A 13,074-nucleotide genomic window follows, 5' to 3' on the forward strand; every position below is an offset into this window, starting at 1 on the left:
GGATAGAGAAGATTTTATCAAAAAGAGGAGAGAAGAGAACATGAAAAATGCAAAGGGAATCTGCTTGACACTGGCACTGTGTATGGGGCTTTCGCCTGTGGCCTCGGCGGCCACCTCCATTCAGGCCGCACCCAATCAGAGCAAGATCTACGTGGATGGAAAGGAAGTGCGCTTGTCAGCCTATACCATCAAGCAGAACAACTACTTCAAGCTCAGAGATCTGGCCTATGTCCTCTCGGGCAGCCACAAGCAGTTTGATGTGACCTGGGACAATGGGATGGGGGCGGTGAAGATCGTCCCCAACCGGGCGTACAGCACGGCGGGGCATACGCTGACCTCCTCTGCCGGCGCGGGAAAGGCCACCCCCAGCTTCAATACCTTCCTCTATGGCGGAAAGGAGATCGCGCTGACCGCTTATGACATCGGCGGAAACAACTTTGTCAAGCTGAGAGATGTGGGAAAGCTCCTTAACTGCTCGGTGGAGTGGGACGCCGCGGCGAATGCCATTGTGGTGGACAGCTCTAAGGGATATACGGAGGAGAGCGGCCTCAGCCAGGAGGCGAAAAAGGCCCTGCAGCGGGTCACCTACTACGGAGACCGGAGCAAGTGCACCATGTCCCAGAAGCAGATGGAGGCCTATGGGCAAAAGCTCCTGGATGAGTGCGGAGATATGTATGAGACGCCGGAGGAGACAGATGTGTTCCTGGCCGACCTGGAGAACAACGGAAACCCCTATCTGGTGGTCAGCCGTCCCGCGCCTGGGGTTGGAGCATATGCCCCGGTGGTCTACGGCTATGTCAACGGTAAGGTCCAGATTCTCTGCGACTGCTGGGACGGCAGCGCCAGCGGCGGCCGTGTGAGCTGGCTGAAGGATGGCCGGGTGCTGTATACGGAGTGGGAGACAAACGACACCACGGGCTATGGGAACGACATCAGCAACGAGTACTATACTTTCTTCAACGGAGAACTGGTGGAGTACACTGAGCCGAAGAAGGGGGACTGGGGATCGGAGCAGGCCAGCCCGACCCTCAATGAGCTGTGCTATCCCGGCTTTGAGGAGAGCGAACGCTGCACCAACGTGATCGAGGCGGGCAATGCCCTCCTGGAGGCCGGCCGCGGCTCCGTCCAGACGGAGCGGTCCAAAATGGCGGCGGCCATGCTGGAAAAGCTCAATTCCTCCAATTATGCCAGCCTTGCGCAGGCCCAGCTGATCGATCTGAATGGAGACGGGATGGAGGAGCTGTTCGTTCTGGACTCTTTTTCGGCCAACCTCTACTATTGGCAGAACGGGAAACTCATGAGCAAGGAGACCGGGATCTGGGCCGGAGGTGCGCTGAACTGGTATCTGTGCCGGGATACTGCCACCGGAGAGCTGGGCATTGAGTATGAAAGCATCGGCGGAGGAGATTTCTCGGGCGGCAGCCATACCTTCTACTACCTCTCGCACACCACAGAGACTACCCAGGCGGAGTACGAGGCAGCGGCTGCGCGCAATGTCCGTATGGAGGCTTTGGGGGGAGATACCGTATCTGTGACCAATCACCGGGATGAAACCAGAGCTGCCCTTCAGGCCATGCTGAAGTGATGCATATGGGATCGGCCTGAAACAGAAAAAGCGCCGCCCCTGCCGGATCGTTCGGCGGGGGCGGCGCTCTGTCATAGGGGGAGAGTGTGCAGCATGGAAAGGACTCCGGCGGCGGGGACGGAAAAATCTGTTTTTTGAAGGCCGTTCCTTCAGGGGGAGGCACCTCCCATGTTTTCTGTGTCCGTCTTACCGCCGCCGGCGGGAGCATTTCTGCCCACACCAGTAAGAGGCGGAAGGGGTGGGGACGGTTTTATTTTTTTCTATTTTTAAGGCGGAGTTTTGAAGGCTAGCCCCGGATTTCCTCGCCGATTTCCTGGAAAATCTCTGCCTGAATGGCTTTACTCTGTTCAAAGGTGCCCAGTGGAAGCTCGGGCGGGATGGTCATGCCGTCATATTGATTCGGAACAAAGCACATCTCCAGGCTGGGGCACTGAAGCAGCGGCGTCAGATCCACCGGGCGACCGTCGTAGGAGAACTGGATCCCACGCAGCTGGGTCAGCTGGGTCACGGGGGTCAGATCGGTGTCTCCTGCCACTCTGAGATATAGATATTCCAGGGCGGGCATATAGGACAGAAGGTCCAAGGGAGTCAGAAAGTCGGAGCCGCCGGACACAGTCAGGCTCTTCAGATAGGGGAGTTCCGCCGGAGATTCCAGTGTGATGTCGATGTTCGAGTGCCCCCAGTAATCCAGAAAACGCAGCTGGGTCAGCTGGGAGACATCCAGGGTGGTGTCACTCTCTGAAAACAGGGACAGGCCCATCAGCGAGGTCTTGGTTTCAAGCAGAGTAAGGTCTATCCCAGGTTCTGTGTGGAGATACAGTCTACGCAGATTGGGCAGGCGCTCCAGAAAGGACAGGTCCTCTATACCGGGCGCGTCCAGCTCATCCGTGTTGACCCAAGCTGTCTGGATGGACTCCTGCTCCGGCAGAGAGTCCAGCAGGGCACCCCCGTCTGTCACTTGGTAGTCAATCCGGCTTAGTTCAGAGAGAAGGGTGATGTCCTCCAGACTGCTCACCAGCTGAGTGCCCTGGAGGGCTTCCCCCGATGTTTTTGTTGTCATGCCGTCGTCCAGGATCCAGAGCTGTTTGATCTGCTCCAGATCGCTCGCTCGAATGGCCCCGGAAGGCTTGTCCAGAATGACCCGGATGTTCTGCTCGAAGACTGGATCAGAGAAGGTCACCGCCGGCTGGCTGAGGGCGATCCCTGCGCCGCCGGCCAGGACCGCGCCCGCCGTTACACCAGCCGCGATCTTCAGCTTCACCGCTCCGACCGCACCCTTGGCCGCGGCACTTGCACCACCCGCTGCGGTCTGGCTGCCCGCTGCCGTGGAGGCTGCCCCGGCGGAGGCGGTAGCCACGCCTGCGGTACCCATGCCAGCTGCAATGTTCTGCCAGATATGGAGGAGCGAGTCCGGGTCGGGCACTTCCGATCCCACGCAGGCGAAGAGAGGACCAATGGGCACTAGAGAGTGCAGGCGGATGCCGTCCCGGGCCTCCAGGGCCAGGACTCCCTCCTTCAGCTTTTTCCGCCCGTAGTTCAGGCGGCTTTTTACCGTTCCCTGTGTGCAGGCCTGGATCTGGGCGATCTGCTCCACAGAGCATTGGGAAAAATAGTAGAGGATGACACATTCCCGCTGGGCCTCGGGCAGACTGTCCACTAGTTCGGCCATCAAGCGCCGGGTCTCCCCGCTGTCTACGACGGCTTCCGGAAGAAGCTTTTCATCCGGATCGGGGAGCGCGTCAAAATAATCTGTCTCCTCGTCCTCCGACCCGGGGGAGGCAAAGCGGCGGGCCTGGTTGTGGAGCTTGCGGCAGCGATTGGCGGCGATCTGGAAGATCCAACTGAGAAAGGCGTCGGGATTCCGGAGTCCCTCCAGATTTTGCAGGGCGGACAGATAGCTCTCCTGCACCACATCCATGGCCTCATCCGGATTGCCGGTCAGCCGCAAGGCCAGTGCATAGACTCTCTGATTGGTCGCCTGATACAGTTCTCCCATCGCTGCCGGGTCTCCCGTCTTGGCCCGTTCCACCAATGTACGAAGCTCCATCTCTCGTTTCTCCCTCACTGTTTTCTATAGATGAGATGCCTCCGGGACCCCGTGATTCCGGAGAGCAAGACTCATGACCACTTTACAACCGGATTATATCGAATCTTCCTCTGCTTGGCAAGGATAGGAACCGACCGATAGAATGACCCCCTATCTGTAAATCAGATAGGGGGTCATTTTTGGAAGAAAGACGAAAGGGAAGCTCAGTCCAGGCTGTGGTACACCTCGTCGGTGACTGCCTCCAGCCATTCGTTGGAGCAGTTCTCACCGGGGACCTCCAGGGCCAGATGGGAGAACCACTGGTCCGAGGTCGCGCCGTGCCAGTGCTTTACGCCGGTGGGGATGTTGACCACATCACCGGGACGCAGTGCTCGGGGCGCCTTGCCCCACTCCTGGTACCAGCCCTGTCCGGCCACACAGAGGAGAATCTGTCCGCCACCCTGATCGGCATGATGGATGTGCCAGTTGTTGCGGCAGCCGGGCTCAAAGGTCACATTGTACACTCCCACCTGACTGGTGGAGAGGGGGTGCAGGTAGCTCTGGCCCACAAAATACTGGGCAAAGCTGTCGTTGGGGGCGCCGATGGGGAAGACCATCTCCTGCTGATGCTGCGCCTTGCCGTCCTGGGGCGCATCCTCTGCCCAGACCTCCTTTGCCATGCGGAAGGCGGCCCAGGCCTTGGGCCAACCGGCGTAAAAGGCGGCGTGGGTGAGGATCTCCGCGATCTCTTCCCGGGTGATGCCGTTTTGCCGGGCCGTGGTCAGGTGGTACTGGAAGGAGCTGTCCACCAGCCCCTGCGCCATGAGGGCGACCACAGTGACCAGGGAGCGGTCCCGCAGGGACAGCTGATTCTCTCGGCTCCACACCTGGCCGAAGAGCACATCGTCATTCAGTTGAGCGAATTGGGGAGCAAACTCCCCCAAAGCGTCTCGGCCTGCGGTCTGTTTCACTGCCATATCAAGTGCCTCCTATGCAAGCGAAAATGTGATCTGCACAGCTCCGTTGCCCAGCTTCTCCTGTAAGCCGGCGGGATCTGTGATCCGGGCCAGCCGGGTAAAGCTCCAGGTGTTGGAGCCATAGTAAATGGTAATCTGATTGCCCTGGTAGAGGATCACGTCGCCCGGCTCCGTCGTGATCTGCTGATCGTTCCGGGACAGCGTTGTGCCCAGCGGGCCGACCTTCTCGAAGCCGCCGTAGTCCTCCATTTCGATGGTCAGCGGTCCCTGAGTCAGAAGGGCCTGGAACTCACGGGCGGAGGGGTTATCCTCAAAGGTAGCCAGCAGCTCATGACTGCCCACCGTGATGTGTAACATAGGCTCCTCCTCACTGGGCTGAACTTCTGCGGAGGGCTGGGAAATGGGGCTCTCGGTACCGGAAACCACCGCCTGTGGCGGAGGACTGCCGGAGTCTGCCGGGATCGCGCTGCTCCCGCAGGCGGAAATCCCAAGGACGGCGAGAAGTATGCAGAGAAGTCTCAAAAAAATCCCTCCTCCCGCAGGTGTTTACTTCAGATATTTCCGGAAGAACGCCTCGATCCGGTCAAAGGGAATGATGTCCTTTCGGTCGTAGAGGTCGGTATGGACCGCGCCGGGGATGAGGAGCAGTTCCTTGTTCTCGGTATCGGGATTGTCCTTTACCATGTCGGCAAAGGCGTCCTTGCTGAAATAGCACGAGTGGGCCTTTTCGCCGTGAATGACCAGCACCGCGCTGCGGATCTCATTGCTGTACCGCAGGATCGGCATGTTCAGGAAGGACAGGGTGGAGGTGGTGTTCCAGCCGGCATTGGAGTTGAGGGACCGCTCGGCATAACCCCGCTCCGTCTTGTAGTAGTCGTAATAGTCCTTCACAAAGAAGGGCGCGTCCTCGGGCAAGGGGTCCACCACACCGCCCGCGCGGGCATAGGTGCCGCTCTTGTAGTCCGCCGTCCGCTGGGCGTTGAGGGCCTGCTTCATCTCATAGCGGGCGTCGGCGCTGTCGGCAGCGTCAAAATAGCCCTTGGCATTTACCCGGGTCATGTCGTACATGGTAGAGGTGACGGTGGCCTTGATGCGGGTATCCATGGCGGCGGCGTTGAGGGCCATGCCGCCCCAGCCGCAGATCCCCAGGATGCCCACCTGTTCCGGGTCTGCAAAGTCCCGGGTGGAGAGGAAGTCCACTGCGGCGGAGAAGTCCTCGGTGTTGATGTCGGGGGAGGCCACATTGCGGACCTCGCCGCCGCTCTCTCCAATAAAGGAGGGGTCAAAGGCCAGCGCCGCAAAGCCGCGGCTGGCCAGCTCCTCGGCGTACAGCCCGGCGCACTGCTCCTTCACCGCGCCGAAAGGACCGGCCACCGCCAGGGCGGCCAGCTTGCCTTCCGCCTCTTTGGGCAGGTACAGGTCACCTGCCAGCTCGATGCCGTAGCGGTTGTGGAAGCGTACCTTTTCCCGCCGGACAGTATCCCGCAGGGGGAAGGAATAGCCGTTATATTTCGAATGCATGGTTGATCTCCTCCTCGCTTAAATGCCGTATGATTTTGGCGGGCACGCCGCCCACAATGGTGTTTTCCGGAACGTCTTTGGTCACCACGGCACCGGCCGCCACGATGGCCCCGTCTCCGATGGTCACACCGGGCAGAATGGTGGCATTGGAGCCGATCCAGACATGGTTCCCGATGTGGATGGGAGCGGGGATCATGCTGCCGCGATCCTTGGGGGACATGGCATGGTTCAATGTGGCCAAAACCACGTTGTGTCCGATCAGTGCGCCGTCCCCAATGAAAATACCGCCCTGATCCTGGAACTTACAGCCCATGTTGATAAAGACATGGGAGCCAATGTGGATGTTTTTGCCGCAGTCGGTATAAAAAGGTGGGAACAGCCCGAAGGTCTCGTCCACCGGAGCGCCGATCAGCTGGGAGAAGAGGCGGCGCAGCTCCTCCGGCGTATGGTAGCTTCCGTTGATCTCGGCGGTGAGACGCAGCGCCTCCTGGCTGACGCCGTGCATGAACTGATGGGCCTCGCTGCCGCCCGGCACCGGCTTTCCGCTGTTCAGATGCTCCAAAAATGCTTCTAAATCCATATTGCACTTCCGATCCATAGAATTTCTGGTTTTATTGTAGCACTCGTGAAGTTGGATAACAAATACCTATATAGAATATCTTAGTATGCTTGAAAACTATATCTGCTCTGTGCTATCATCAGACCATTCGGAGGTGAAGCGAATGGAATTGCGTGTGCTGCAATATTTCCTGGCTGTGGCGCGGGAGCAGAGTATCTCGGCGGCCGCCCAGTCCCTGCACCTGACCCAGCCCACCCTCTCCCGGCAGCTCAAGGAGCTGGAGGAGGAGCTGGGGAAGCAGCTGATGATCCGGGGCAGCCGGAAAATCACCCTCACCGAGGACGGCATGCTGCTGCGGAAGCGGGCGGAGGAGATCCTGGAACTGGTGAGCCGGACAGAAAAAGAGGTCATGTGGTCGGAGGAGACCATCAGCGGGGATGTCTATATCGGTACCGGCGAGACCGATGGGGTGCGTCAGCTTGCCAGAGCCGCAAAGGAGCTGCAGGAAAAGCACCCCGGCATCCGCTTTCACATCGTCAGCGGTGACGCGGTGGACGTGTGTGAGCGGCTGGACAAGGGGCTGCTGGATTTCGGAGTCCTCCTGGGGGACATGGACAAGAACAGGTATCACTATATCGAGCTGCCCATGAGGGACACCTGGGGCGTCCTGATGCGGCGGGACAGCCCCCTGGCCGGGCGGGAAACCATCGCGCCCCGGGATCTGTGGGACAAGCCGCTGCTCCTCTCCCGGCAGGTGGACAACAAGAGCGGGCTGTACCGCTGGCTCCGGAAGGAGCCGCCGGAGCTCCATACGGTCGCCACCTACAATCTGATCTACAATGCTTCCCTGATGGTGGATGAGGGGATGGGGTATGCCCTTACCCTGGACAAGCTGGTAAATACCACCGGCAGCCATCTCTGCTTCCGGCCCCTGGAGCCGAGGCTGGAGCTGCGGATGTACCTGGTTTGGAAAAAATCCAGGATTTTCTCCAAGGCGGCCGAGCTGTTCCTGGAGCATCTGCAGGAGCACTTGGACCAAATCCGGGCGGACGCCTGAGGCCGCTTTCCGCATAAAAAAACGCAGACGCCAAAGCAGGCGTCTGCGTTTTTTCGGCTGGCAGAAGTTCTCGCTGCCAGCACGGAGGGTATTTACTTCAATTTGGCGCCATCCTGGAAGGCGTTGCCCACCTTTTCGCCCATCTTGCGGTAGGCGCTGTGGATGGGGTCAAAGAGGATGGGATGGAGCTTGTCGGGATCGATGTTCCCGTCCCCATCCAGCACCGACGCATCGGCGCTGACATTGACGATCTCACCCACCAGACGGCCGCTCTCTACCTCGTAGCGGACCAGGCGGCACTCCACGGCCATGGGAAGCTCGTCAATGAGCGGAGCATCCACAAATTCCGATTTGGTGGTGTGCCAGCCCGCTTTTTCCAGCTTGTTGGTCACGCTATTGCCCGACTCAACACCCACATAGTCGCAGGCCACGGCCTGCTCCGCGGTGGCCATGCTGACGGTGAAGGCCTTGCGGGAGAGGATGTTGGCGGTGGTCTTATGGCCGGCGCTGATGCACATGGAGAGTTCCGTGCTGCCGCTGATACCGCCCCAGGCTGCGTTCATGGCGTCGGGGATGCCGTCCTCGCCGTAGGTGGCGAGGATGAACACCGGCTGAGGATAGGTCCAGGGCTTGGGTCCAAAATTCTTGCGCATAACAAAATACCTCCTGTTGGATTGGACTCCGGCAGTTACTTTGCCGGGCGTGGTTTATGACAGATTCAGGCTCCGGAAGCGGTTGAGACAGGCAAAGATCTCCTGCGTTCTGGGCCGGGCCAGGAAGGGAGGGGCGGTGCGCGTTCCGCACAGCGCGGCCAGCCCCTGAGTTTCCATCAGCCGGTCCAGCGCCTCCACGATCTGCCGCAGGGTCCGCCTGCCGTCCATCAGGTGCTTTTGGGCATAGAGCAGACAGTAGCCCAGGGCGGCCGACTGCTCCCCGTCGGCAAGCTGCTCCACATACCGCAGATCGATGGTCTCCCGCTGAATGGATACCCCGTCCCGGCCGAGGGATTTGAGCTTGATCCGGTCGCCGCTGCGGAATTCCGGCGACGGCTTGGGGCAGCGGGCAAAATCCGGCATGGAGGCCGGGGACAGCGGAAAGCGCTCATCGGGAAAGGCCTGGGCCTCCCGCTTGGCAAAGGCGGTAATATCCCGGGGGATATACCGGTCCATCTGGATGATGTGATCCGCCGCGTGGAAATAGGCCCCCGAGCTGCCCGCCACCAGAATGGTGGAGATGCCATGCTGTTGGTACAGCTCCTCAATGCGGTCCAGGAACGGGGTGATGGGCTCCATCTCCCGGCGAACCACCCGCTGCATCAGCTGGTCACGGATCATGAAGTTTGTGGCGCTGGTGTCCTCGTCCATCAGGAGCAGGGAAGCGCCCGCCTCCAGGCTCTCCACCACATTGGCCGCCTGGGAGGTGCTGCCGCTGGCGTCCTCCGTGGTGAAGTGGGAAGTGTCTTTTCCGTTGGGCAGGTCATGGATGAACATAGAGATATCGGTGCGCTGAATGCTTCTGCCGTCCTCGGCCCGGATCTTCACCGCAGTGTCGTCCGTAATCACGAACTCCCGGCCGTCTCCGGCGATATGGGAATAGACACCCAGCTCCAGGGCTTTCAGCAGGGTGGATTTTCCGTGATAGCCGCCGCCCACGATCAGGGTGATCCCGCTTGGGATGCCCATGCCGGAGATGGCGCCCCGGTGGGGCAGCTGCAAGGTAACGGAGAGCTCTTTCGGGGCCTGGAAGGGAACCGCCCCCTTCATCGGCAGAGCGGAGACCCCCGAGGCCCGGGGGAGGATGCTGCCGTCGGCCACAAAGGCGCACAGGCCCAGCTCGGGCAGCTGTTGCCGGATGTACTGCTGATCTTCCGCCAGATCGGCCACGGCCTGAAAGTGCGCGCGGTCCGCGTTGCGGTAGAACAGAGCGCCCTTTACACACCGGGGGAGGAGATCGAACAGGATCTTTTCCAGCTCTCTGGCATTGATGGTGCGGCCGTTGGCCGGGAAGCCTATCTCCAGCCGCAGGAGGATGTCGCCGCTCTCGGGAGACAGGGAGCAGGCGGTCCGCTCCAACACCTCCTGCCCGCAGCGGCTGACGGCGATCAGGCCGCTGTGGCCCGAGCCCTTCGCCTGGAAAGAGGCCTGGCTGGCCAGCCGTCCGAAGCGGCGGGTCAGCTCATCCTGGAGGGCGATGCGCTGGCAGGGAAGGCGGTAGAGCGCGGCGGGAAAGGCCGCCTGTTTTCCGCGGACGCAGACGCTCAGCTTGGAGGGGGCGGCAAAGGGATCCCCCTGCACGTGGTCGATGGAGAGGGTATAGCCGGGGAACTGATAGACCCCCAGCGTATCCTTGTAGGCTGGATAACCTCTCCGGTCGATTTTGTTCAATAAGGTTTTCAAATCACTGGAAGTCTGCATGATGTGCTCCTCTCTGTGGTCGGTTGTCAGCAGGTGCGATCCGGGGAGGGACTGGAACCTCAGCGGATTCCGGAAGGGGGCGGTATGCTGGGGATAGCGCGGAAAAAGAACTGGGCCATTTCCTCAGGTGTGGCGGAATCCCGCTCCAGCAGCCACTCCATCGCCGTGTTGCACAGTGCGCCGATGTACATATAGAGCTGGTATTTCTCAATGGAAGAGGAGGGCATGGTTCCCTCGATGCTCTCGTGAAACTGGTTGAGCTCCTCCAGGACCACCGACAGGAAGCCCGAGTGGTACAGGTCCAGGAGATAGGTGCGATAGGCATGGAAATAGCGGAAGCTCAACAGGATGTTTTCATAGGTATAAAAGCTCTCCTGTCCCGGTGAGAGCTTGCTGCGGAAATCATCCAGAACATCCCGGATCAGCATGACCAGCACGTCCTCCTTGGAGCAGTAATTGCGATAGAAGGAGGCGCGGGCCACGCCCGCGCCCTTCACGATCTCGGATACCGTGATTTCTGAGAGACTCTTTTTTTGCATCAGGGCAAAGAGAGTATCCGTGATCTGTCTCCGCACACGGAGGTTTGCCTCTTTTCGTTTGTCCATGTCCGTCATCCTCCATGGAGCATATGAGACAAAAAGGGAGAATTTGTCTCACGGGCGGGAATTGATGCTGTCGGGCGAATTGTGATACACTTGTCTCGTATTTTAGCACGAAATTCAGCGATGTCAACGGAGGAACGACCATGGGCAACTACTGTTTGAGCTGCTGTTCCGCGGTGGATCTGACCCCGGAACGTATGAAGCAGCGGGATCTTCACTATGTATGCTTCCGCTATACACTGGACGGTACGGAATATCCGGACGATATGGGGGTCACCATGTCCTCCGAGGAGCTGTTCGACCGCATGCGGAAGGGCGCGGAGACCAAGACCTCGCAGGTGAGCGTAACGGAATATATCCGGCATTTTGAGCCTCTTCTGCGGGAGGGAAAGGACATTCTCCATGTGACCCTCTCTTCCGGGCTGACCGGTACCTATAACTCCGCCTGTCTGGCGAAAGCCGAGCTGGCGGAGCAGTATCCCGAGCGGAAGATCTATATCGTGGATTCGCTGGGTGCTTCCAGCGGGTACGGCCTGCTGATGGAGACACTGGCCGACCAGCGGGACGCAGGAAAGACGATCGATGAGCTCTATGCCTGGGCAGAGGAGAACAAGCTGCGGCTCCATCACTGGTTCTTCTCCACCGATCTGTCGTTCTATATCCGGGGCGGACGAATCTCCAAAGCGGCAGGACTGGTGGGGACCATGCTGAACATCTGTCCGCTGCTGAATATGGATCAAGAGGGCCATCTGACGCCCCGGGAAAAGATACGCGGAAAGAAACGGGTCCTGAACCGGATCGTGGAGCAGATGGAACAGCATGCAGAAGGGGGGACGGCTTACCGCGGGAAGTGCTATCTCTGCCACTCCCTGTGTGAGGAGGATGCGCGTGCCGTGGCCGCTCTGGTGAAAGAGCGCTTTCCCCAGATGGATGGAGAGGTAGAGATTTTCCCCATTGGGACCACGATCGGAAGCCATACCGGTCCGGGAACCGTGGCGCTGTTTTTCTGGGGCGACCGGCGCGACAACTGAGTTTGGATGGAGAGAGGCTTTGAAGCCGCGTCTCTCTGGAAAAGGCGACCCGCCTGCTATCTGCATCAGAGATAGCAGGCGGGATTTTTCAGTCTGTGCGCACTTGTCCGGCGGACGGGGGAGTGTTACACGCGCTTTTGTCCAAAGACCACGCGGGCCTCCTTCATGTTCTCGCGCACCTTCACGCCAAAGGGACAGTTCGGCTCACACCGGCCGCACATCAGGCAGTCGTCCGCGGTGGCGGACAGGGCCCAATAGTGCTGTGCCACAGTTTCAGGCACGGTATCCTGCTGCTTGGCCAAGTCCAGGAACTTGGTCACGGCAGCAATGTCGATGTGGGCGGGACAGGGCTGGCAGTGGTTGCAGTACATGCAGCGCCCGGTCATGTGGATGGTGCTGCCGGCGCTGAAAATGTGCGCGTAGCTGCGCTCTGCAGCGGGCACCTCATAGTATTTTACCGCTTCCTTTACTTCTTCCACCGTGTGGCAGCCCACGATGACCACCTTCACGCCGTTGCGGTCCAGGCAGTACTGGATGCACTGGGGGACCGTCATGGCGGTGCCGAAGGGAGAACTCTCCGCCTTGAGCAGGGTACCGGCCCCCAGCGGCTTCATCACGGTGATGGCCACACCGGCGGCCTCGCAGGCGGAGTACAGCTTCTGCCGCGCCTCGTCCACCACCAGGCCGCTCTGCGCCATCCCCTTGAATTCCATCAGATCATAGATATCCGTGTCGGCGGCCTCCATGTCATAGGCGGGATTGATGCTGAACATCAGCACGTCGATGAGACCGCTCTCCACGGCCTTCAGGGCGATGCGAGGATTGTGAGAGCTCATGCCAAGATGGCGGACCACGCCGCTGGCCTTCAGTTCCTTGGCGTACTCCATCACCGGGCCTTCAAAGACCGTGCGGAAATCCTCCTCGCTGTCCACATAATGGATCATGCCCACGTCGATGTAGTCGGTCTGGAGGCGCTCCAGCAGGTCGGCAAAGGACCGCTTTGTCTTTTCGATGTCCCGGGTACGGGTGTACTGCCCGTCCTCGAATACCGTACACAGATGGCCCTGGATGATAAATGCTTCCCGCCGGCCCTTCAGAGCGATTCCCAGGTTGCTGCGGGTGGGTGCCTGGGGCATGAAGATGTCGATGTAGTTGATGCCGCTCTGCTGCGCGGTATCCACGATCGCGGTACTCTCCTCGGCGGTCAGGCCGTTGAACCATTCGCCGCCCAGACCGATTTCGCTTACCTTCAGGCCGGTGCGGCCCAGCGTTCTGTACTGCATAGATAAACCCCCGTTTGAT

Annotated in this window: 12 protein-coding genes; 3 read left to right on the forward strand and 9 right to left on the reverse strand. The window is 59.8% G+C overall.

Annotated elements, in window-relative coordinates; genetic code table 11:
- The first annotated feature begins 40 nt into the window (after positions 1-40).
- Complete coding sequence (locus GPK94_RS09120; protein WP_215655601.1) at positions 41-1,585, forward strand: hypothetical protein; 1,545 nt, start codon at positions 41-43, stop codon at positions 1,583-1,585.
- A gap of 286 nt (positions 1,586-1,871) precedes the next feature.
- Here the strand turns inward: GPK94_RS09120 and GPK94_RS09125 are convergent, their stop codons facing one another.
- The 5 genes from GPK94_RS09125 to GPK94_RS09145 all read right to left on the reverse strand — a co-directional run bounded on the left by GPK94_RS09125 (position 1,872) and on the right by GPK94_RS09145 (position 6,689).
- Positions 1,872-3,632, reverse strand: a complete 1,761-nt coding sequence (locus tag GPK94_RS09125; RefSeq protein WP_215655602.1) for an RNA polymerase sigma factor — start codon at positions 3,630-3,632, stop codon at positions 1,872-1,874.
- A 203-nt stretch (positions 3,633-3,835) separates the two neighbouring features.
- Positions 3,836-4,588, reverse strand: a complete 753-nt coding sequence (locus GPK94_RS09130) for a carboxymuconolactone decarboxylase family protein (RefSeq protein WP_215655603.1) — start codon at positions 4,586-4,588, stop codon at positions 3,836-3,838.
- 12 nt (positions 4,589-4,600) lie between these two features.
- Positions 4,601-4,945 (reverse strand): cyclophilin-like fold protein, encoded by a 345-nt coding sequence (locus tag GPK94_RS09135; RefSeq protein WP_252192554.1) that lies wholly within the window; start codon positions 4,943-4,945, stop codon positions 4,601-4,603.
- Between the two features lie 189 nt (positions 4,946-5,134).
- A complete protein-coding gene (locus GPK94_RS09140) occupies positions 5,135-6,109 on the reverse strand; it encodes an alpha/beta hydrolase (RefSeq protein WP_215655605.1) in 975 nt (324 codons plus the stop codon).
- Complete coding sequence (locus tag GPK94_RS09145; protein ID WP_101693198.1) at positions 6,093-6,689, reverse strand: sugar O-acetyltransferase; 597 nt, start codon at positions 6,687-6,689, stop codon at positions 6,093-6,095. The genes GPK94_RS09140 and GPK94_RS09145 overlap by 17 nt, the downstream gene beginning before the upstream one ends.
- Positions 6,690-6,831: 142 nt before the next feature.
- On the opposite strand from GPK94_RS09145, the gene GPK94_RS09150 reads away from it, so the two are divergent.
- Complete coding sequence (locus GPK94_RS09150) at positions 6,832-7,725, forward strand: LysR family transcriptional regulator (RefSeq protein ID WP_101693197.1); 894 nt, start codon at positions 6,832-6,834, stop codon at positions 7,723-7,725.
- A 92-nt stretch (positions 7,726-7,817) separates the two neighbouring features.
- On the opposite strand, the gene GPK94_RS09155 is transcribed toward GPK94_RS09150, so the two are convergent.
- From GPK94_RS09155 to GPK94_RS09165, 3 genes are read right to left on the reverse strand one after another with little or no spacing between them, the layout of a single operon-like run.
- The gene (locus GPK94_RS09155; RefSeq protein ID WP_215655606.1) at positions 7,818-8,378 is read right to left on the reverse strand and encodes a flavin reductase family protein; all 561 of its coding nucleotides are present in this window, start codon (positions 8,376-8,378) and stop codon (positions 7,818-7,820) included.
- Positions 8,379-8,432: 54 nt separating this feature from the next.
- Complete coding sequence (locus tag GPK94_RS09160) at positions 8,433-10,139, reverse strand: ABC-ATPase domain-containing protein (RefSeq protein ID WP_215655607.1); 1,707 nt, start codon at positions 10,137-10,139, stop codon at positions 8,433-8,435.
- A 59-nt stretch (positions 10,140-10,198) separates the two neighbouring features.
- Positions 10,199-10,744 (reverse strand): TetR/AcrR family transcriptional regulator, encoded by a 546-nt coding sequence (locus tag GPK94_RS09165; protein ID WP_215655608.1) that lies wholly within the window; start codon positions 10,742-10,744, stop codon positions 10,199-10,201.
- Positions 10,745-10,884: 140 nt separating this feature from the next.
- Between GPK94_RS09165 and GPK94_RS09170 the strand changes: the two genes are divergently transcribed.
- A complete protein-coding gene (locus GPK94_RS09170; protein ID WP_101693193.1) occupies positions 10,885-11,772 on the forward strand; it encodes a DegV family protein in 888 nt (295 codons plus the stop codon).
- A gap of 125 nt (positions 11,773-11,897) precedes the next feature.
- Here the strand turns inward: GPK94_RS09170 and GPK94_RS09175 are convergent, their stop codons facing one another.
- Positions 11,898-13,055 (reverse strand): aldo/keto reductase, encoded by a 1,158-nt coding sequence (locus GPK94_RS09175; RefSeq protein WP_215655609.1) that lies wholly within the window; start codon positions 13,053-13,055, stop codon positions 11,898-11,900.
- Between the last annotated feature and the right edge of the window lie 19 nt (positions 13,056-13,074).

The sequence above is a fragment of the Pseudoflavonifractor sp. MCC625 genome (assembly GCF_018784545.1).
Lineage (GTDB): Bacteria > Bacillota > Clostridia > Oscillospirales > Oscillospiraceae > Pseudoflavonifractor_A > Pseudoflavonifractor_A gallinarum.